Origin of the sequence: Enterobacter sp. RHBSTW-00994 (assembly GCF_013782625.1) — a bacterium.
GTDB lineage: Bacteria > Pseudomonadota > Gammaproteobacteria > Enterobacterales > Enterobacteriaceae > Enterobacter.
Window position 1 is genome coordinate 3,534,959 of the sequence record NZ_CP056199.1, and the last position, 21,766, is coordinate 3,556,724.

General features: G+C 50.0%; 16 protein-coding genes, 1 tRNA gene, 3 rRNA genes and 1 other annotated feature. Of the genes, 9 read left to right on the forward strand and 11 right to left on the reverse strand.

The annotated features are described in order from the left end of the window. Positions 1-44 precede the first annotated feature (44 nt). Complete coding sequence (gene pssA, locus HV346_RS16920) at positions 45-1,400, forward strand: CDP-diacylglycerol--serine O-phosphatidyltransferase (protein ID WP_181623818.1); 1,356 nt, start codon at positions 45-47, stop codon at positions 1,398-1,400. Positions 1,401-1,443: 43 nt separating this feature from the next. After that, positions 1,444-1,767, forward strand: coding sequence for a YfiM family lipoprotein (locus HV346_RS16925; protein WP_181620423.1), 324 nt, complete (start codon positions 1,444-1,446; stop codon positions 1,765-1,767). On the opposite strand, the gene HV346_RS16930 is transcribed toward HV346_RS16925, so the two are convergent. The 8 genes from HV346_RS16930 to rluD form a co-directional block, all read right to left on the reverse strand. After that, positions 1,764-3,059 (reverse strand): MFS transporter, encoded by a 1,296-nt coding sequence (locus HV346_RS16930; protein ID WP_181620424.1) that lies wholly within the window; start codon positions 3,057-3,059, stop codon positions 1,764-1,766. The two genes, HV346_RS16925 and HV346_RS16930, sit on opposite strands and share 4 nt — an antisense overlap. A gap of 252 nt (positions 3,060-3,311) precedes the next feature. Then, positions 3,312-3,427, reverse strand: a 5S ribosomal RNA gene (rrf, locus tag HV346_RS16935). A gap of 93 nt (positions 3,428-3,520) precedes the next feature. After that, positions 3,521-6,424 (reverse strand): 23S ribosomal RNA (locus HV346_RS16940). A 231-nt stretch (positions 6,425-6,655) separates the two neighbouring features. Beyond that, positions 6,656-6,731 (reverse strand) — tRNA-Glu (locus HV346_RS16945). An 85-nt stretch (positions 6,732-6,816) separates the two neighbouring features. Then, positions 6,817-8,356, reverse strand: a 16S ribosomal RNA gene (locus HV346_RS16950). Together the 16S, 23S and 5S rRNA genes with 1 tRNA gene alongside form the textbook arrangement of a ribosomal RNA operon. A 462-nt stretch (positions 8,357-8,818) precedes the next feature. Continuing rightward, a complete protein-coding gene (clpB, locus tag HV346_RS16955; protein WP_181620425.1) occupies positions 8,819-11,392 on the reverse strand; it encodes an ATP-dependent chaperone ClpB in 2,574 nt (857 codons plus the stop codon). 129 nt (positions 11,393-11,521) lie between these two features. Then, complete coding sequence (yfiH, locus tag HV346_RS16960) at positions 11,522-12,253, reverse strand: purine nucleoside phosphorylase YfiH (RefSeq protein ID WP_181620426.1); 732 nt, start codon at positions 12,251-12,253, stop codon at positions 11,522-11,524. Then, complete coding sequence (gene rluD / locus HV346_RS16965; RefSeq protein ID WP_181620427.1) at positions 12,250-13,230, reverse strand: 23S rRNA pseudouridine(1911/1915/1917) synthase RluD; 981 nt, start codon at positions 13,228-13,230, stop codon at positions 12,250-12,252. The genes yfiH and rluD overlap by 4 nt, the downstream gene beginning before the upstream one ends. Positions 13,231-13,360: 130 nt before the next feature. On the opposite strand from rluD, the gene bamD reads away from it, so the two are divergent. From bamD to pheA, 4 genes are all read left to right on the forward strand, one after another. Continuing rightward, positions 13,361-14,098 carry an outer membrane protein assembly factor BamD gene (bamD, locus tag HV346_RS16970; RefSeq protein ID WP_181620428.1) on the forward strand — a complete coding sequence of 246 codons (738 nt, stop codon included), beginning with the start codon at positions 13,361-13,363 and terminating at the stop codon, positions 14,096-14,098. A gap of 269 nt (positions 14,099-14,367) precedes the next feature. Further along, positions 14,368-14,709: a ribosome-associated translation inhibitor RaiA gene (gene raiA, locus HV346_RS16975; protein ID WP_181620429.1), complete on the forward strand. Its 342-nt coding sequence runs from the start codon at positions 14,368-14,370 to the stop codon at positions 14,707-14,709. A 104-nt stretch (positions 14,710-14,813) separates the two neighbouring features. Beyond that, positions 14,814-14,939: a sequence feature (Phe leader region), on the forward strand. Continuing rightward, on the forward strand, positions 14,815-14,862 hold the full coding sequence (gene pheL, locus HV346_RS23315; protein WP_203452719.1) for a pheA operon leader peptide PheL: 48 nt from the start codon (positions 14,815-14,817) through the stop codon (positions 14,860-14,862). (Overlaps the previous feature by 48 nt.) Positions 14,940-14,968: 29 nt before the next feature. Then, positions 14,969-16,129 (forward strand): bifunctional chorismate mutase/prephenate dehydratase, encoded by a 1,161-nt coding sequence (gene pheA / locus HV346_RS16980; RefSeq protein ID WP_181620430.1) that lies wholly within the window; start codon positions 14,969-14,971, stop codon positions 16,127-16,129. Here the strand turns inward: pheA and HV346_RS16985 are convergent. The 3 genes from HV346_RS16985 to aroF are packed head-to-tail and all read right to left on the reverse strand — an operon-like array spanning position 16,126 to position 19,261. Continuing rightward, a complete protein-coding gene (locus HV346_RS16985) occupies positions 16,126-16,998 on the reverse strand; it encodes an SMP-30/gluconolactonase/LRE family protein (RefSeq protein ID WP_181620431.1) in 873 nt (290 codons plus the stop codon). The genes pheA and HV346_RS16985 overlap by 4 nt on opposite strands. 60 nt (positions 16,999-17,058) lie before the next feature. Continuing rightward, complete coding sequence (gene tyrA / locus HV346_RS16990) at positions 17,059-18,180, reverse strand: bifunctional chorismate mutase/prephenate dehydrogenase (protein ID WP_181620432.1); 1,122 nt, start codon at positions 18,178-18,180, stop codon at positions 17,059-17,061. Between the two features lie 10 nt (positions 18,181-18,190). Continuing rightward, positions 18,191-19,261, reverse strand: coding sequence for a 3-deoxy-7-phosphoheptulonate synthase AroF (aroF, locus tag HV346_RS16995; RefSeq protein WP_181620433.1), 1,071 nt, complete (start codon positions 19,259-19,261; stop codon positions 18,191-18,193). Positions 19,262-19,475: 214 nt separating this feature from the next. Between aroF and HV346_RS17000 the strand changes: the two genes are divergently transcribed. The 3 genes from HV346_RS17000 to dgcN all read left to right on the forward strand — a co-directional run bounded on the left by HV346_RS17000 (position 19,476) and on the right by dgcN (position 21,753). Then, entirely contained in the window at positions 19,476-19,850 is a 375-nt protein-coding gene (locus HV346_RS17000; protein ID WP_181620434.1) for a DUF2799 domain-containing protein, read from the forward strand. A 153-nt stretch (positions 19,851-20,003) separates the two neighbouring features. Further along, a complete protein-coding gene (locus HV346_RS17005) occupies positions 20,004-20,540 on the forward strand; it encodes a YfiR family protein (protein WP_181620435.1) in 537 nt (178 codons plus the stop codon). After that, positions 20,533-21,753, forward strand: a complete 1,221-nt coding sequence (gene dgcN / locus HV346_RS17010) for a diguanylate cyclase DgcN (RefSeq protein WP_181620436.1) — start codon at positions 20,533-20,535, stop codon at positions 21,751-21,753. The genes HV346_RS17005 and dgcN overlap by 8 nt, the downstream gene beginning before the upstream one ends. The last annotated feature ends 13 nt before the right edge of the window (positions 21,754-21,766 follow it).

The window sequence follows — 21,766 nt, forward strand, 5'->3', positions numbered from 1 at the left end:
TGGTACAGACAACCCTTCAATGAACAGAGAAGAAACGCACTGTGATGTTGTCAAAATTTAAGCGTAATAAACATCAACAACACCTTGCTCTACTACCGAAGATTTCTCAGTCAGTTGATGATGTAGAGTTCTTTTACGCTCCCGCTCATTTTCGGGAGACGCTTCTGGAAAAGATCGCCAGTGCCACACAGCGTATTTGCATCGTGGCACTGTATCTTGAACAAGATGAAGGCGGGCGTGCGATCCTGAATGCGCTCTATGAAGCTAAACGTCTGCGTCCTGAACTGGATATCCGCGTTCTGGTTGACTGGCATCGTGCACAGCGCGGCCGTATCGGCGCAGCGGCTTCTAACACAAATGCCGACTGGTATTGCCGTACCTCACATGAAAACCCAGGCATTGAAGTCCCGGTCTATGGTGTACCCGTCAATACGCGGGAAGCACTTGGAGTGCTTCATTTCAAGGGTTTCATTATTGATGACAGCGTATTGTATAGCGGTGCTAGCCTGAATGATGTTTACCTGCATCAACTTGATAAGTATCGATATGATCGTTATCACCTGATTCGTAATCAGCAGATGGCCGATATCATGTTTAACTGGGTTGATACAAATCTGGTACATGGTCGTGGTGTAAATCGTCTTGATGATCCGCACCGTCCAAAAAGCCCGGAAATTAAAAATGACGTTCGCCTCTTCCGCCAGGAATTGCGTGATGCGGTTTATCATTTCCAGGGCGATGCTAACAACGAGCAACTATCTGTAACACCTCTGGTTGGTTTAGGTAAATCAAGCCTGCTGAATAAAACTATTTTCCACCTGATGCCCTGTGCCGATCATAAACTCACTATCTGCACACCTTACTTCAATCTTCCTGCCGTGCTGGTTCGCAATATTATCCAGTTACTGCGCGATGGTAAGAAAGTGGAAATTATTGTTGGCGATAAAACCGCGAACGATTTTTTTATCCCGGAAGATCAGCCGTTCAAAATCATCGGTGCATTGCCCTATCTCTATGAGATCAACCTTCGTCGCTTCCTGAGCCGTTTACAGTACTACGTGAACACCGACCAACTGGTTGTGCGTTTGTGGAAAGATGAAGACAATACCTACCATCTCAAAGGTATGTGGGTGGACGATGAATGGATGCTACTGACTGGCAATAACCTGAACCCTCGCGCCTGGCGTCTGGACCTGGAAAATGCCATTTTAATTCACGATCCTCAGCATGAGCTCGCAGAGAAACGTGAACATGAGCTGAATATTATTCGTACTCATACAACGGTAGTTCGACATTATCGGGATCTGCAAAGCATTGCAGATTATCCGATTAAAGTCCGCAAACTCATTCGCCGTTTGCGCCGAATCCGAATTGACCGTCTTATTAGCCGCATTCTGTAATACTCAAGCCCTGTTATCCAACAGGGCTTTTTATGGAGCTCGCATGCGCATTATTTTCCCTATCACCCTACTGTGCCTGACAGGCTGTAGCCATATGGCTAATGATAACTGGCAAGGTCAGGATAAAGCTCAACATTTTATTGCATCTGCCATGCTGTCTGCCGCAGGTAACGAGTATGCTCAACATCAGGGCTATAGCCGGGATCATAGCGCAGCTATCGGCTTCATGTTCTCAGTAAGCCTTGGTGCGTCAAAAGAGCTTTGGGACAGCCGTACTGCAGGAAGTGGCTGGAGCTGGAAAGATTTTGCCTGGGATGTAGCCGGTGCAACGACCGGCTATGCCGTGTGGCAACTGGCGCATTATTAAAGGCGAATCCCCTTATCTTTACGATGTAACATCAAGGAAACAATGAAAGCCAGCGCTCCCATTGCTGTGACATACCAGAAGAAGGCCGATTCACTCCCCAATGACTTCAGCAATAGCGCAAGATACTCGGCAGAACCACCAAACAGGGCGTTCGCGACAGCATAAGAGAGCCCAACCCCCAGAGCTCGAACTTGCGCAGGAAACATCTCAGCCTTCAATATTCCACTAATAGAGGTATAAAAACTGGCAATCACCATTGCCAACATCACGAGTGCAAATGCCGCGTATGGTGAGGAAACGCGCTGAAGCGCAGTTAAAATGGGAACAGTGCAGAGTACTGACATTGCGCCAAAAATCAGCATCGATGCGCGGCGTCCTATTTTATCTGAAAGCGCACCAATCAAGGGTTGTATCAACATAAAAACGAATAGCGCCACGGTCATCACTACACTGGCGACATTTGCATGCATTCCCGTCGTGTTTACCAGGTACTTTTGCATGTACGTCGTAAAGGTGTAGAAACTGAGCGAACCGCCAGCGGTGAATCCTAAAACCATCAGAAACGCTTTGCGATTTCGCCAGAGTCCCTTGAATGTCCCTGCTTCCTTCAATGACATTACTTCTTTTCGTGAGGTTTCATCTAACTGACGACGTAACCAAAGGGCAACAACTGCCAGTATCGCTCCCATAGCAAAGGGAATTCGCCATCCCCAGCTATGGAGTTGTTCATCGGTCAGTATCTGCTGCAAGATCACCACCACCAGGATTGCCAGGAGCTGACCACCAATAAGCGTGACATACTGGAAGGAAGCATAAAAACCTTTACGCCCCTCAAGCGCGATTTCACTCATGTATGTTGCGCTAGTACCGTATTCGCCACCAACAGACAGTCCCTGAAATAATCGGGCCACTAACAACAATGCTGGAGCCCATGTGCCAATAGCGTCATAACCCGGTAAGCAGGCGATGACTAATGACCCCAGACACATCATACAAACTGAGATTAACATTGAGGTTTTTCGTCCCTGGCGATCGGCAATTCGCCCAAACAGCCAACCACCAATAGGACGCATTAAGAAACCTGCGGCAAATACCCCTGCCGTCTGCAGTAACTGTGTTGTGGTATTTCCAGATGGGAAAAATATATGGGCGAAATAAAGCGAACAAAATGAGTAGACGTAAAAATCAAACCATTCAACCAGATTTCCAGAAGAAGCACTGATGATTGCCCATACCCTTCGTCGGGTATCACTGCTCGCCAGTACCTCTTGCGATGTGATGCTCTCTGTCATTGTCGTGATGCTCCTGCCATAAATACCGGCCTGGCGTTCTCTCGGTGACTCAGTTATTTGATAATTAAATGTTATTATTTTGTTGCTTATAATATCGAGAGAACGATCACATATTTAATTAGCATGATAAGGAATCAGGAGGAGATGGCAGAAGCAACAATGCAGTTTCAGGGTGAGGCTGACGAAAATACGCAGGTACACAGACGCAAAAAACCCCGGACCTTTCGGACCGGGGTTTCCTGCTTATTTGATGCCTGGCAGTTCCCTACTCTCGCATGGGGAGACCCCACACTACCATCGGCGCTACGGCGTTTCACTTCTGAGTTCGGCATGGGGTCAGGTGGGACCACCGCGCTAAAGCCGCCAGGCAAATTCTGTTCATTAACCCGCTTTCGCCGGCTAATATTATCTGTATCAGGCTGATTATCATGTCTCTTTCGCCAAAACATCTTCGGCGTTGTAAGGTTAAGCCTCACGGTTCATTAGTATCGGTTAGCTCAACGTATCGCTACGCTTACACACCCGACCTATCAACGTCGTAGTCTTCAACGTTCCTTCAGGACCCTTAAAGGGTCAGGGAGAACTCATCTCGGGGCAAGTTTCGTGCTTAGATGCTTTCAGCACTTATCTCTTCCGCATTTAGCTACCGGGCAATGCCATTGGCATGACAACCCGAACACCAGTGATGCGTCCACTCCGGTCCTCTCGTACTAGGAGCAGCCCCCCTCAATTCTCCAGCGCCCACGGCAGATAGGGACCGAACTGTCTCACGACGTTCTAAACCCAGCTCGCGTACCACTTTAAACGGCGAACAGCCGTACCCTTGGGACCTACTTCAGCCCCAGGATGTGATGAGCCGACATCGAGGTGCCAAACACCGCCGTCGATATGAACTCTTGGGCGGTATCAGCCTGTTATCCCCGGAGTACCTTTTATCCGTTGAGCGATGGCCCTTCCATTCAGAACCACCGGATCACTATGACCTGCTTTCGCACCTGCTCGAGCCGTCACTCTCGCAGTCAAGCTAGCTTATGCCATTGCACTAACCTCCTGATGTCCGACCAGGATTAGCTAACCTTCGTGCTCCTCCGTTACTCTTTGGGAGGAGACCGCCCCAGTCAAACTACCCACCAGACACTGTCCGCAACCCGGATCACGGGTCCACGTTAGAACACCAGCCATTAAAGGGTGGTATTTCAAGGGCGGCTCCACGCAGACTGGCGTCCACGCTTCAAAGCCTCCCACCTATCCTACACATCAAGGACCAGTGTTCAGTGTCAAGCTATAGTAAAGGTTCACGGGGTCTTTCCGTCTTGCCGCGGGTACACTGCATCTTCACAGCGAGTTCAATTTCACTGAGTCTCGGGTGGAGACAGCCTGGCCATCATTACGCCATTCGTGCAGGTCGGAACTTACCCGACAAGGAATTTCGCTACCTTAGGACCGTTATAGTTACGGCCGCCGTTTACCGGGGCTTCGATCAAGAGCTTCGCGTTGCCGCTGACCCCATCAATTAACCTTCCGGCACCGGGCAGGCGTCACACCGTATACGTCCACTTTCGTGTTTGCACAGTGCTGTGTTTTTAATAAACAGTTGCAGCCAGCTGGTATCTTCGACTGATTTCAGCTCCACCCGCAGGGGCTTCACCTACATATCAGCGTGCCTTCTCCCGAAGTTACGGCACCATTTTGCCTAGTTCCTTCACCCGAGTTCTCTCAAGCGCCTTGGTATTCTCTACCTGACCACCTGTGTCGGTTTGGGGTACGATTTCGTGTTACCTGATGCTTAGAGGCTTTTCCTGGAAGCAGGGCATTTGTTACTTCAGCACCGTAGTGCCTCGTCATCACACCTCAGCGTTAAAAGAGTCCGGATTTACCTAAACTCTCCGCCTACATGCTTAAACCGGGACAACCGTCGCCCGGCTAACATAGCCTTCTCCGTCCCCCCTTCGCAGTAACACCAAGTACAGGAATATTAACCTGTTTCCCATCGACTACGCCTTTCGGCCTCGCCTTAGGGGTCGACTCACCCTGCCCCGATTAACGTTGGACAGGAACCCTTGGTCTTCCGGCGTGCGGGCTTTTCACCCGCATTATCGTTACTTATGTCAGCATTCGCACTTCTGATACCTCCAGCATCCCTCACAGGACACCTTCAACGGCTTACAGAACGCTCCCCTACCCAACAACACATAGTGTCGCTGCCGCAGCTTCGGTGCATGGTTTAGCCCCGTTACATCTTCCGCGCAGGCCGACTCGACCAGTGAGCTATTACGCTTTCTTTAAATGATGGCTGCTTCTAAGCCAACATCCTGGCTGTCTGTGCCTTCCCACATCGTTTCCCACTTAACCATGACTTTGGGACCTTAGCTGGCGGTCTGGGTTGTTTCCCTCTTCACGACGGACGTTAGCACCCGCCGTGTGTCTCCCGTGATAACATTCTTCGGTATTCGTAGTTTGCATCGGGTTGGTAAGCCGGGATGGCCCCCTAGCCGAAACAGTGCTCTACCCCCGAAGATGAGTTCACGAGGCGCTACCTAAATAGCTTTCGGGGAGAACCAGCTATCTCCCGGTTTGATTGGCCTTTCACCCCCAGCCACAAGTCATCCGCTAATTTTTCAACATTAGTCGGTTCGGTCCTCCAGTTAGTGTTACCCAACCTTCAACCTGCCCATGGCTAGATCACCGGGTTTCGGGTCTATACCCTGCAACTTAACGCCCAGTTAAGACTCGGTTTCCCTTCGGCTCCCCTATTCGGTTAACCTTGCTACAGAATATAAGTCGCTGACCCATTATACAAAAGGTACGCAGTCACCCCATAAAGAGGCTCCCACTGCTTGTACGTACACGGTTTCAGGTTCTTTTTCACTCCCCTCGCCGGGGTTCTTTTCGCCTTTCCCTCACGGTACTGGTTCACTATCGGTCAGTCAGGAGTATTTAGCCTTGGAGGATGGTCCCCCCATATTCAGACAGGATACCACGTGTCCCGCCCTACTCTTCGAGTTCACACCAGATGCGTTTTTGTGTACGGGACTATCACCCTGTACCGCCGGACTTTCCAGACCGTTCCACTAACACACCTGCTGATTCAGACTCTGGGCTGCTCCCCGTTCGCTCGCCGCTACTGGGGGAATCTCGGTTGATTTCTTTTCCTCGGGGTACTTAGATGTTTCAGTTCCCCCGGTTCGCCTCGTTAACCTATGTATTCAGTTAACGATAGTGCAACGAATTGCACTGGGTTTCCCCATTCGGACATCGCCGGGTCAAAGGTTCATATCACCTCGCCGACGCTTTTCGCAGATTAGCACGTCCTTCATCGCCTCTGACTGCCAGGGCATCCACCGTGTACGCTTAGTCGCTTAACCTCACAACCCGAAGATGTTTCTTTCGATTCATCATCAAATTGCGAAAATTTGAGAGACTCGAACACACCTTCATCTGTTCTTATTACGGAGAACAGACACAGTGTGTCGTTTCAATTTTCAGCTTGATCCAGATTTTTAAAGAGCAAATATCTCAAACGTGACTCGCTGCTCACGCAACGGAATCAGTTTTGAGATATATCGGCAGGTGACTTTCACTCACAAACCAGCAAGTGGCGTCCCCTAGGGGATTCGAACCCCTGTTACCGCCGTGAAAGGGCGGTGTCCTGGGCCTCTAGACGAAGGGGACACTGAAGTCTCAATCGCAAGACGCCTTGCTATTTACTTTTCATCAGACAATCTGTGTGGACACTACAAAGGCAGGTTCTTTAAGGTAAGGAGGTGATCCAACCGCAGGTTCCCCTACGGTTACCTTGTTACGACTTCACCCCAGTCATGAATCACAAAGTGGTAAGCGCCCTCCCGAAGGTTAAGCTACCTACTTCTTTTGCAACCCACTCCCATGGTGTGACGGGCGGTGTGTACAAGGCCCGGGAACGTATTCACCGTAGCATTCTGATCTACGATTACTAGCGATTCCGACTTCATGGAGTCGAGTTGCAGACTCCAATCCGGACTACGACATACTTTATGAGGTCCGCTTGCTCTCGCGAGGTCGCTTCTCTTTGTATATGCCATTGTAGCACGTGTGTAGCCCTACTCGTAAGGGCCATGATGACTTGACGTCATCCCCACCTTCCTCCAGTTTATCACTGGCAGTCTCCTTTGAGTTCCCGGCCTAGCCGCTGGCAACAAAGGATAAGGGTTGCGCTCGTTGCGGGACTTAACCCAACATTTCACAACACGAGCTGACGACAGCCATGCAGCACCTGTCTCACGGTTCCCGAAGGCACTAAAGCATCTCTGCTAAATTCCGTGGATGTCAAGAGTAGGTAAGGTTCTTCGCGTTGCATCGAATTAAACCACATGCTCCACCGCTTGTGCGGGCCCCCGTCAATTCATTTGAGTTTTAACCTTGCGGCCGTACTCCCCAGGCGGTCGACTTAACGCGTTAGCTCCGGAAGCCACTCCTCAAGGGAACAACCTCCAAGTCGACATCGTTTACGGCGTGGACTACCAGGGTATCTAATCCTGTTTGCTCCCCACGCTTTCGCACCTGAGCGTCAGTCTTTGTCCAGGGGGCCGCCTTCGCCACCGGTATTCCTCCAGATCTCTACGCATTTCACCGCTACACCTGGAATTCTACCCCCCTCTACAAGACTCTAGCCTGCCAGTTTCGAATGCAGTTCCCAGGTTGAGCCCGGGGATTTCACATCCGACTTGACAGACCGCCTGCGTGCGCTTTACGCCCAGTAATTCCGATTAACGCTTGCACCCTCCGTATTACCGCGGCTGCTGGCACGGAGTTAGCCGGTGCTTCTTCTGCGGGTAACGTCAATCGCTGTGGTTATTAACCACAACGCCTTCCTCCCCGCTGAAAGTACTTTACAACCCGAAGGCCTTCTTCATACACGCGGCATGGCTGCATCAGGCTTGCGCCCATTGTGCAATATTCCCCACTGCTGCCTCCCGTAGGAGTCTGGACCGTGTCTCAGTTCCAGTGTGGCTGGTCATCCTCTCAGACCAGCTAGGGATCGTCGCCTAGGTGAGCCATTACCCCACCTACTAGCTAATCCCATCTGGGCACATCTGATGGCAAGAGGCCCGAAGGTCCCCCTCTTTGGTCTTGCGACATTATGCGGTATTAGCTACCGTTTCCAGTAGTTATCCCCCTCCATCAGGCAGTTTCCCAGACATTACTCACCCGTCCGCCGCTCGTCACCCGGGAGCAAGCTCCCTGTGTTACCGCCCGACTTGCATGTGTTAGGCCTGCCGCCAGCGTTCAATCTGAGCCATGATCAAACTCTTCAATTTAAGTTTGATGCTCGTGAATTAAACTTCGTAATGAATTACGTATGTTCACTCAGAGACTTGGTATTCATTTTTCGTCTTGCGACGTCAAGAATCCATGTCACTTTGAGTGCCCACACAGATTGTCTGATAAATTGTTAAAGAGCAGTGCCGCCTCGCTTTTCGCTGCGGCGCGGGGTGTGCATATTACGCCCTCCCGCTACAGAGTCAAGCTTTTATTTTCGCTTTTCTCCGGGATTCTTCATCTGCTTTCGCCGGAGAACCCTGCTGATCCGGCGGCTCGCTTGCCGTTGTTCCGTGTCAGTGGAGGCGCATTATAGGGAGTTATTCTGAAGCTGCAAGTGCAAAGTGAAAATTATCTACTGACCGCTCACTTTCCAGGCAAAACACCCTCCAGACATTCATTTTCGCCTGGTTTTTAAACAAAAACGAGCCGCAAGCGGCCCGTTTTTGATGTTTTGTGACTTACTGCACTGCCACAATTCGATCGTCATTCACTTCCAGACGAATCACTTTACCTGGAATCAGCTCTCCCGAAAGGATTTGCTGTGCCAGAGGGTTTTCGATCTGCTGCTGGATAGCGCGTTTCAGAGGACGTGCACCGTAAACAGGATCGTAGCCGTTCTCGCTAAGCAGTTTCAGCGCCTCATCAGAAATGTGGATTTCATATCCACGCTCTTCCAGACGTTTATAAAGGCGCTGCAACTGGATTTGTGCAATAGAGGCAATATGTTTTTCACCCAATGGATGGAACACAACCACTTCATCAATACGGTTAATGAACTCAGGACGGAAGCTGTGGCTTACCACGCCCATCACCAGATCCTTCATATGCCCGTAATCCAGCTCACCAAAACGCTCCTGGATAAGATCAGAGCCCAGGTTAGACGTCATAATGACTACCGTATTACGGAAATCAACCGTTCTCCCCTGCCCGTCAGTGAGTCGTCCATCATCCAGAACCTGTAGCAGAATGTTGAACACATCCGGATGCGCTTTTTCCACCTCATCCAGCAGGATGACGGAGTAAGGACGACGCCGAACCGCTTCTGTCAGATAGCCCCCCTCTTCATAACCAACATATCCCGGAGGAGCGCCAACCAGACGCGACACAGAGTGTTTCTCCATAAACTCGGACATATCGATACGAATCATGGCGTCATCGCTGTCGAACATAAAGTTAGCCAGAGCTTTGCACAGTTCTGTTTTACCCACACCCGTAGGCCCAAGGAACAGGAACGAACCAATAGGGCGATTTGGATCGGACAATCCCGCACGGCTACGACGAATCGCATTCGATACGGCTTCAACGGCTTCATCCTGACCAATAACACGCTGGTGCAGATCTTGTTCCATCCGCAACAGTTTTTCTCGCTCACTTTCCATCATGCGAGCAACAGGAATACCGGTCCAACGCGCAAGCACCTCCGCAATTTCTGCATCAGTCACTTTGTTACGTAACAAACGCATAGTTTTGCCTTCTGACTGCGTAGCCGACTCTAACTGTTTTTCCAGTTCAGGGATTTTTCCGTATTGCAGTTCAGACATGCGCGCCAGGTCACCCACACGGCGAGCTTGCTCAATCGCAATTTTTGCCTGCTCCAGCTCAGCCTTGATCGTCTGAGTTCCGGAAAGAGAGGCTTTTTCCGCTTTCCACTCTTCTTCTAACTCAGAATACTGTCGCTCTTTGTCGTCCAGCTCTTCATTAAGCATATCCAGGCGTTTCTTACTGGCTTCATCCGACTCTTTCTTCAGTGCCTGCTGTTCCAGTTTTAGCTGGATAATTCGACGATCAAGCCTGTCGAGCTCTTCCGGTTTCGAGTCGATCTGCATACGGATACTTGATGCCGCTTCATCAATCAAATCTATAGCTTTATCCGGAAGCTGGCGATCCGCAATATAGCGATGTGAAAGCGTCGCCGCCGCAACAATTGCCGGATCAGTGATCTGCACATGATGATGCAGTTCATAACGCTCTTTCAGACCACGCAAAATCGCGATGGTATCTTCGACAGTCGGTTCAGCCACAAACACTTTCTGGAAACGACGCTCCAGCGCAGCGTCTTTTTCAATGTACTGGCGATATTCATCCAGCGTCGTCGCCCCAACGCAGTGAAGTTCACCGCGTGCCAGAGCAGGTTTCAGCATATTCCCGGCATCCATTGCGCCGTCTGCTTTTCCTGCACCGACCATCGTGTGTAATTCATCGATAAACAGAATGACGTTGCCTTCCTGCTTGGCCAGATCGTTAAGCACACCTTTCAGACGCTCTTCAAACTCACCACGGTATTTTGCCCCTGCCACCAGCGCACCCATATCCAGCGCCAATACACGTCGACCTTTCAGCCCCTCCGGCACTTCACCGTTCACAATACGCTGCGCCAGTCCTTCGACAATGGCTGTTTTACCTACACCAGGCTCACCAATTAACACCGGGTTATTTTTGGTACGACGTTGCAGCACCTGAATAGTGCGGCGAATTTCTTCGTCACGGCCGATCACCGGATCAAGCTTGCCCTGTTCGGCACGCTCGGTCAGATCGACTGTAAATTTTTTCAAAGCCTGACGCTGGTCTTCGGCTCCCTGATCGTTCACGCTTTCACCTCCGCGCATATTTTCAATCGCCTGAGTCACATTGGCGGTTGTTGCTCCGGCAGTCTTCAGCAGATCGGTCAGCGTACCGCGTGATTCAAGCACCGCCAGAACAAACAGTTCTGACGAAATAAAGTTGTCCCCACGTTTTTGCGCCAGCTTGTCGCAAAGATTCAGCACTCGCACCAGATCCTGAGACGGTTGCACATCACCGCCCGTACCTTCTACCTGAGGTAGACGGCTCAGAGCCTGATCGATGGCTGTGCGTAACTGGCCAGCATTAATGCCAGCAGACGTTAATAAAGGACGTACCGATCCCCCTTCCTGATTCAGCAAGGCGCTCATTAGATGAAGAGGTTCGATAAATTGGTTGTCGTGCCCCAGTGCGAGAGACTGGGCATCGGCGAGAGCAAGCTGGAATTTATTAGTAAGACGATCCAGACGCATAACTCCTCCCATAACAGGTCAAATTTGCTACTGGAGATTAAATGAGGTCATCCCTCAATTATTCAAGGTTAATGACCTGAATTATGTGAAAAGAAAACGGCACGTACCGGATCGTCTTGATTCTTTAGGTTATATCAGCCAAATAAAACTTGCCATACGCCCCGTGGTCTTGTCGCGACGATAAGAGAAAAAATCACCCTTTTCGGTGAAGGTACAACGATCTCCGCCGAAGATTTGCGTGATACCCAGACGATTCAGGCGTTGACGGGCGAGTTGATAAATATCGGCAAGATACTTTTCACCAACGGGGGAGAAGGCGGTCTCAGCTTGCGGGTCTTTCGCCATAAACGCCTCGCGAACCTCCAGCCCAACTTCAAATGCCTGAGGACCAATTGCCGGGCCAAGCCAGGCAATAATATTGGCAGGACTATCGTTGAAGCAGGCGACTGTTTCCTCAAGCACCCCTTCGCACAAACCACGCCAACCCGCATGTGCTGCAGCCACTTCTGTTCCTGCACGGTTACAGAATAACACCGGCAGGCAATCTGCCGTCATCACAGCACACACAGTCCCTGGCGTATTACTGTAGGAAGCATCAGCACGTTTTGAAGCATAGGGTTCGCCTGTAAGCTTCAAAACGTCTTTACTGTGCACCTGTTCCAGCCAGACCGGTTTTGAAGGCAGATTTCCTGCAGTAAACACACGCTTACGGTTTTCTTCAACGTGCTCAAGATTATCACCGCAGTGTGCACCGAGATTCAGAGATGCCCATGCTTCCAGACTTACACCGCCAATACGGGTCGAACTACAGGCAGCCACCCCCTCAGGCAGTGGCCACTCCGGGACAATCAGTTTGGTCATAACCAGTCCACTTGATCCTTATGCTCTTCAAAATCAGCGCGCATCGCATCGATAAGCTCAACCATATCCTGCGGGATCGGCGCATGCCATTCCATCTGAATACCGCTGATTGGGTGGTAAAGACGTAGCATCGTTGCATGCAACGCCTGACGATCGAATTTACGCAATACGCTGATAAACTCGTCCGACGCACCTTTTGGCGGACGCGGACGCCCACCGTATACCTGATCACCTACCAGCGGATGAGTAATATGTGACATATGTACACGGATCTGATGCGTACGGCCCGTTTCCAGGCGTAAACGCAAGCGCGTATGGATACGGAAATGTTCCATAATGCGGTAGTGCGTCACTGCCGGTTTGCCCATAGGATGCACCGACATATGGGTACGCTTGGTTGGATGACGGCTAATGGGTTCTTCTACTGTACCACCAGATGTCATATGACCAATCGCGACCGCTTCGTATTCACGGGTGATTTCGCGCAGTTGCAACGATTCGACCAGACGCGTCTGAGCTGGGATAGTTTTCGCCACAACCATCAGACCAGTGGTGTCTTTATCAAGACGGTGCACGATACCCGCACGCGGAACGTCGGCAATCGGTGGGTAATAGTGGAGCAGTGCGTTAAGCACTGTACCGTCAGGGTTTCCCGCACCGGGATGAACAACCAGATCGCGCGGCTTGTTAATCACCAAAATATCATCATCTTCATAGACAATGTTCAGTGGGATATCCTGCGGCTCGAAGCGGACTTCCTCTTCAATTTCAGCATTGATGGCGACAGCTTCCCCACCTAACACCTTCTCTTTCGGTTTGTCCCAGACTTTACCGTTAACCAGCACGCGCTGGTCGAGAATCCATTCTTTTATGCGTGAACGCGAATAATCAGGGAACATTTCAGCCAAAGCTTGATCTAAGCGTTGACCGAGCTGATTTTCGGAGACTGTTGCGGTGAGTTCTACTCGTTGTGCCATAGACTGCTTCTTCGTTTAACGTTGGGTTTTACGGCTTTGCCGTTTAATATAGTGTGCTATTGTAGCTGGTCTTAATCGGGAGCAGGAAAGAGATTCTCCCGGACAAACATTTGAGGAAAGTCAAAACGTCATGACGCGCATGAAATATCTGGTGGCAGCGGCCACGTTGAGCCTGGCTTTGGTGGGCTGCTCCGGTTCAAATGAACAGGTCCCTGACAATCCGCCGAATGAAATCTATGCGACTGCACAACAAAAACTGCAGGACGGTAACTGGAAACAGGCGATAACGCAACTGGAAGCGCTGGATAATCGCTATCCATTTGGTCCGTATTCGCAGCAGGTACAGTTAGATCTCATCTACGCTTACTATAAAAATGCCGACCTGCCGCTGGCTCAGGCTACGATCGATCGCTTCATGCGTTTGAACCCGACTCATCCTAACATTGATTATGTCATGTATATGCGCGGTCTGACTAACATGGCGCTTGATGACAGTGCTTTACAGGGGTTCTTCGGTGTTGATCGCTCAGACCGTGACCCGCAACACGCACGTGACGCCTTTAATGACTTCTCCAAGCTGGTGCGCAGTTACCCGAACAGCCAGTACATTACAGATGCAACCAAACGCCTGGTGTTCCTGAAAGATCGCCTGGCTAAATATGAATATTCAGTTGCGGAGTACTACACCCGTCGTGGTGCGTGGGTAGCCGTAGTCAACCGAGTAGAAGGTATGCTGCGCGATTATCCGGATACACAGGCAACACGTGATGGTCTGAAACTCATGGAAAATGCATACCGTCAAATGCAGATGAATGCGCAAGCCGAAAAAGTGGCGAAAATTATTGCAGCAAACAGCAGCAATACCTGACGTACAGCACCATGCAAAACGGCAGCCTCTGGGCTGCCGTTTTTTTATGCGTTTTCGTCATAAGCTGAAGCGGTTTAGCTACAGCACATCCTATCAACTATGACCGTAATTCCCGACTTCGACAAGGTAAAAATCATCTCTTCCTGTCCTGCCTCACAAAAAAGATTCCCTGACAAAAACCGACAAAATAACGTGATTTAGATCACACATTTTGACATTAGGACAGGTATGCTGGAATCACCAAGACGGAAAGACAAGAGGTAAAATTTATGACAATGAACATTACCAGTAAACAAATGGAAATTACTCCGGCAATTCGCCAGCACGTCGCAGACCGTCTCGCCAAACTGGATAAATGGCAAACTCATTTGATTAACCCACATATCATTCTGTCTAAGGAGCCACAGGGTTTTATCGCTGACGCAACTATCAATACTCCAAACGGCCATCTGGTCGCCAGCGCTAAACATGAAGATATGTACACCGCAATCAACGATTTGATCAACAAGCTGGAACGGCAGCTCAATAAAGTGCAACACAAAGGCGAAGCCCGTCGCGCCGCAACATCGGTGAAAGACGCCAGCCTCGCGGAAGAAGTTGAAGAAGAGTAATCCTTTAAATTGAGTGTACCGCCAACGCGCCTTCGGGCGCGTTTTTTATTGACAGGATGAAAACAGTACGGGTACTTTAAACGGTATCAATCACAGGATGACTTCATGAAACAAACGCTGTTCTTCTTCGCATTCTTTTTTACCTTCCCCTGAATGGGAGGCGTTTCGTCGTGTGATAAAGAATGCGAAGACGAACAACAAGGCCTCCCAAACCGGGGGGCCTTTTTTATTGATAACTATAAACGAGACAGGCAACACTATGACACCGGAAAACCCGTTACTGGATCTGCGAGTAAAAATCAGTGCGCTGGATGAGAAATTACTGGCGTTGCTGGCAGAACGTCGTACTCTCGCCGTCGAAGTGGGTAAAGCTAAGCTGGACTCCCATCGCCCAGTACGCGATATCGACCGTGAGCGCGATTTGCTGGACCGTCTTATTCAGCTTGGTAAGGCTCACCATCTTGATGCCCATTACATTACCCGACTGTTCCAGCTTATCATTGAAGATTCCGTTCTGACCCAACAGGCACTGCTCCAGCAGCATCTGAACAAAACCAACCCACACTCCGCTCGCATCGCATTTCTGGGGCCTAAAGGTTCCTATTCTCACCTTGCCGCACGTCAGTATGCTGCACGTCATTTTGAAGAGTTCATCGAGAGCGGTTGCGCAAAGTTTGCTGATATTTTCAATCAGGTTGAGACCGGACAAGCTGATTACGCTGTAGTCCCAATTGAGAACACCAGTTCCGGAGCCATTAATGATGTTTATGACTTGCTACAACACACCAGCCTGTCATTGGTTGGCGAACTGACTATCCCGATTGATCATTGCGTACTGGTATCCGGTTCAACCGATCTCAGTACAATCGAAACTATTTACAGCCATCCGCAACCTTTCCAGCAGTGCAGTCAGTTCCTGAACCGCTACCCGCACTGGAAAATTGAGTACACCGAAAGCACCTCGGCAGCAATGGAAAAAGTGGCACAAGTGAACTCGCCGACAGTCGCCGCCCTTGGCAGCGAAGCCGGTGGAGCACTGTATGGTTTGCAGGTCCTGGAACGCAATCTGGCGAATCAGACACAAAACATCACGCGCTTTGTGGTTCTCGCGCGCAAAGCCATTAATGTGTCCGATCAGGTTCCGGCTAAAACCACCCTGTTGATGGCAACCGGGCAGCAAGCAGGAGCTCTGGTTGAAGCCCTGTTGGTCCTGCGCAATCACAATCTGATCATGACCAAACTGGAATCGCGCCCCATTAACGGCAACCCCTGGGAAGAGATGTTTTATCTCGATATCCAGGCCAACCTGCAGTCGGCATCCATGCAAAATGCGCTGAGGGAATTGGGCGAAATCACCCGGTCAATGAAAGTTCTGGGTTGCTACCCAGGTGAAAACGTTGTTCCGGTTGATCCCGCTTAACGTTCGATAAAACGGCTTTTCTTCATCCCTGCCACGCTCACTGGCAGGGTGAAGATCGCGCCAGATAGCGGATATCTCACCACCTCATCTCTGGTCATATTTTCCCGCGTCGTGGTGATAAACAGCGTTTTCATATCCTCTCCGCCAAAGCAGACCATTGTCGGACAACGCACCGGCAAACGGTACTCTTCAAGCTGCTCTCCTTGCGGTGAGAAGCGCGCAATGCGCCAGCCATCAAATAACGCGCTCCAGTAGCAACCTTCCGTATCCATAGCTGCACCGTCCGGTATCCCCTCACCTTCCCTGAACTGCCGGAATACTTCGCGTCTGCCAGGTTCTCCCTGTTCATCAAGTGGGGTTCGATATATAACGCCATTCGGTGTATCAGACGTGAACATCCATTGATGGTCATAACTAAATGCCAGACCATTATGACCATGAATATCACACTGAATAACTTTAGGCGTCAGATCGTTATCGATTCGCATCAACATCGCGCCGTTGTAATCTCCCGGCCCCCAGAATGTTCCTGCGTAAAAGCGCCCCCGGAGATCGGTTCCCCCATCATTGAAACGCGCAAGCTGCGGATTCGACGGGTTGTCGCACACTTTGCGCTGCATCAGACCATGCTTATCGGTCAGCCAGATAGCATTTCGCATCGCGACAATAAAACCACCACGCTCTCGCAACGCAAAACATCCGACCTCTTCAGGAAAAGATAATATATCGTGCTCTGATGTAGGCAGATGATAACGATGGATCTCCCCTTCCAGGATATCCGCCCAATAGAGCGCATTCTCTTCCGCACTCCAGATCGGGCACTCCGGAAGATGTCCGGTGTAATTCAACAGCAGTTGCGGTTCAACCATGACAGTACCCCAAAATGAAAAAAGCCAGCATTGCTGGCTTTTAGTATATACATCATCGGATTACTGGCGACTGTCATTTGCCTGTCGCAACAATGTGCGGCTCTCACTCTGGAATCTCTGCGCATAATCGCCAAACCAGTGCTCGACTTTACGGAAGCTGTCGATAAACGCCTGCTTGTCGCCATGCTCAAGTAAGGTGATAGCCTCTCCAAATCGCTGGTAATAGCGCTTGATTAACGCAAGGTTGTTTTCTGACGACATAATAATGTCCGCATACAGTTGCGGATCTTGCGCGAACAGGCGGCCAACCATCGCCAACTCAAGCCGATAGATTGGTGAGGAAAGCGCCAGAAGTTGTTCAAGCTGTACGTTTTCCTCTGCCAGATGCAACCCATATGCAAAGGTTGCAAAGTGACGTAATGCCTGGATAAACGCCATGTTCTGGTCGTGTTCCACCGCACTGATCCGGTGTAAACGCGCGCCCCAGACCTGAATTTGTTCCAGGAACCACTGATAAGCCTCTGGCTGACGGCCATCACAGTACACCACCACCTGTTTGGCAAGGCTGCCACTGTCCGGACCGAACATCGGATGCAGACCAAGCACTGGGCCAGTATGGGCTGCCAGCATTGCCTGCAGCGGACCATTTTTGACCGATGCCAAATCAACCAGAATGCAATCTTCCGGCAGCGGAGGCAGTTTCTCAATAATTTGCTCAGTCACATGAATCGGTACGCTGACAATCACCATGCCCGCATCTGCCATTAATTCCGGTGCGCGGGCCCAGTCATCTTTCTCAACAATCCGTACCTGGTAACCAGACAGCATGAGCATCTTTTCAAACAGACGCCCCATCTGACCACCACCACCGACAATGACTACCGGGCGCAGAGAAGGACAGAGGGTTTTGAATCCTTTGTCATTCTCGCTGGAGTAGGACTCACGCATCACGCGGCGCAGGACATCTTCGATCAAGTCAGGTGAAACACCCAATGCCTGCGCTTCTTTACGGCGTGACGCCAACATTGATGCCTCACGTTCCGGCACATAGATCGGCAGGCCATATTTACTTTTGACCTCGCCCACTTCAGCGACCAGGGCCATACGACGCGCCAGCAAATCCAGCAACGCCTTATCAACTTCATCAATTTGATCGCGTAACGCGGTCAATTCAGCAACCATAACTAACCTCTTAAGCCAGGCGCGCCGCCAGCTGGCCGTTTAAATCTTTATGAATCTCACGCAGCAGCGCATCAGTCGCTTCCCAGCTAATGCAGGCATCTGTCACCGATACACCCTGTTTCATCGCGCTGCGCGGTTGTTCAGATGACTGATTGCCTTCATGGATATTGCTCTCAATCATTAACCCGATAATGGAGCGATTACCATCCTTGATTTGTGCCACAACAGATTCCGCAACAGCAGGCTGACGGCGGTAATCTTTATTTGAGTTGCCATGGCTGCAATCTACCATCAGCGACGGGCGCAGTCCCGCCTGTTCCATCTCTTTTTCACACTGGGCAACATCCGCTGGGCTGTAGTTTGGTGCTTTACCGCCACGCAGGATCACATGACCATCCGGGTTGCCCTGCGTTTGCAGCAGGCACACTTGCCCCGCCTGGTTAATGCCGACAAAGCGGTGTGGCATCGCCGCGGCGCGCATGGCGTTAATTGCCGTCGCCAGACTACCATCTGTGCCGTTTTTAAAACCAACCGGCATAGACAAACCAGATGCCATTTCGCGGTGAGTTTGCGATTCAGTGGTACGCGCACCAATAGCCGACCAGCTAAACAGATCGCCCAGGTACTGCGGACTATTCGGATCAAGCGCTTCTGTTGCCAGTGGCAGCCCCATATTGACCAGTTCAACCAACAGTTGGCGCGCAATTTTCAGACCAGCTTCCACATCAAACGAGCCATCCATGTGCGGATCGTTAATCAACCCTTTCCAGCCAACGGTTGTACGAGGCTTTTCAAAATAGACGCGCATCACCAGATAGAGGCTATCGCTGACCTCAGCTGCTAATGCTTTAAATCGACGAGCATATTCAATCGCGGTTTCAGGATCGTGAATGGAGCAAGGACCACACACCACCAGCAGACGCGGATCGCGCCCTGCAATGATGTCAGAGATGGTCTGGCGGGAAAGCTCAATTTGCGCCTCCTGCTCCACACTCAGCGGGAATTCCGCTTTCAGTTGATCCGGAGTAATCAAAACCTGTTCGTCAGTAATATGTACGTTGTTCAGCGCGTCTTTTTGCATGATGGCGATCCTGTAAAGCTCGTTTGCGATAGTTGTTTTCCTCTAAGAGGTGCTTCCACAATACCACACAAAGTAAAGATTTCAATCCGAAATACGTAAACAATAATTTACATCAAGCGATTTTCATCAAAAAACAACCCTTATACATGTAAACATAAAGTTACACTCACTCTTTTTTCTCACCAGGCTATGCTAAATAAAAAAGGAGATCTCTATGCGTTCGATCCCTGTCACATTACTTGCACTGTTGTTATCCGGTTGCCAGATTAACCCTTATACATTTCAACCAAACTGGACGAGCACCAACTGGTTTAATGCGGGTAAAGAAGAGGCAATGAACGGAACAGCCGTTAAAGATAACCAGGTCCTGGCCGATAATTTTAACGATCCAAATGTGAATCGTAGTGAATATCTTCGCGGATATGCGGATGGACAGAAAAAAGTGTGCGAAGAAGGATTTATTCATGCCTGGGGTTTAGCAGGAAAATCATTCCCGGCCACCTGCGATACAGCAGAAAACACCGCAAAACTACGTGAAGCATGGCAACAAGGGATGGATGAAAGCTTGAAAGCCAGCAGGCTTAATTAATTTTATCTGTAACCATCTGAATAAATGCAACTGTAAGATTTAACCTAAGTCAATTCAGTTACATTCCTGACATAATGACGGCCTTGATAAACAATGGTATTCTGCCGACAACTCTTAAGGACATCTATTTCCAGAGCGGCGTGGCGGATTCTGGTGAGAAAATCATTCTTGATCTCTTTGTACCGACTCACTCTGGTGCTGATGCTGTTTGTTAGTGCGAGCCCCGCAACAGCCGGAACGCTGACGGAAACCGATAAATCGGTGCGTTCAATTGTGTCTGGGATTGTAAGCTATACGCGGTGGCCATCCCTTTCTGGACAGCCCAAACTCTGTGTTTTTGCCTCTTCTCACTATGTGCAAGCACTTACTAGTGAAGATGGGCAAACCTTGTTACCTTATACACCAACGATCGTGAATAATGATCAAGAAGCGCTGTCTGCAACTTGCGATGCTATTTATTTCGGCGCTGAATCGCCATCTGACCAGCTTGAATTAATAAGTAAATATCAGGGCAGACCCCTGCTATTAATCTCAGAGCAAACTCCAGAATGTCTTATTGGCAGTGCATTTTGCATGATAATAGATAACAACCGGGTTAGATTTTCCGTAAATCTGGATGCACTGTCTCGTAGCGGTGTAAGAGTCAATCCGGATGTATTAATGCTTGCACGGAATTCGAAGCATGAATAAGGACTTCACTTCAACGCCACGTCCAACGTTTAAAAGAACGTTGCGGCGTATCAGCATGATAAGCGTCATCATCACAATGACGCTTATCTGGCTCTTGCTTTGTTTTGCATCTGTAGTGACGTTGAAGCAATATGCGCAAAAAAATCTCGAATTAACTGGTGCAACAATGAGCCATAGCCTTGAAGCTTCGCTGGTTTTCAATGACTCACTGGCGGCAAATGAAACTCTGGCTGCTCTCGGCAAGCAAGGGCAATTCGCCGTGGCGGAAGTCCTCGATACTCATAAAAAACGCTTTGCTTACTGGTCATGGAACCCGGAAGAAAATACGGACACTCTCGGTGCACTGGTCAGCCGCTGGCTGTTCCCGACTCCCGTTTCGCAACCGGTCCTGCACAATGGCAACACCATTGGTGAAATCCGCCTTACCGCTCGCGATAGTTTGATCGGCCACTTTATCTGGATGTCGTTTGCGGTTTTGACCGGCTGTATTCTTTTCGCCTCAGTTGTCGCGCTCACTATCACACGTTCTCTGCACCATGGCATGGTGACAGCAATACAAAACATCACCGATGTTGTCCACGATGTGCGCACAAACCGTAATTTCTCGCGCCGAGTGAAGGAAGGACGTATTGAGGAATTCCACCGTTTTGGCGAAGACTTCAATAGTCTGCTGGACGAAATGGAAGAATGGCAGCTCAAGTTACAGGCAAAAAACGCCCAATTACTTCGTACCGCTATGCACGACCCGCTTACTGGCCTTGCTAACCGGGCAGCATTTCGCAACAGTATTGCAGCCTTAATGAATGATTCGTCAGCAAAGGTTAACTCTGCCCTGCTTTTTCTCGATGGCGATAACTTTAAATTTATCAATGACACCTGGGGCCATGCAGCAGGCGACTGCGTACTCATTGAAGTGGCCAGCCGGATGGTGGAATTTGGTGACAAACGCCATCAATCGTACCGTCTTGGCGGAGATGAGTTTGCGATGATCCTGTATGGCGTACACTCTGAACTTGAAGTTCACAACATTTGTATTGCACTGTCGCAGCAGTTTATTCGTCCGTTTGATTTGCATAACGGGCATACAGCATCGATGTCACTCAGCATTGGTTCAGCTCTGGCGTGGGAAAATGCCTCTGTGGAAGCATTACTGGAGCAAGCCGACCGCAATATGTACCTGGTCAAAAACCAGAGTTCAAAAACAATATCTTAGAAAGGAATACGAT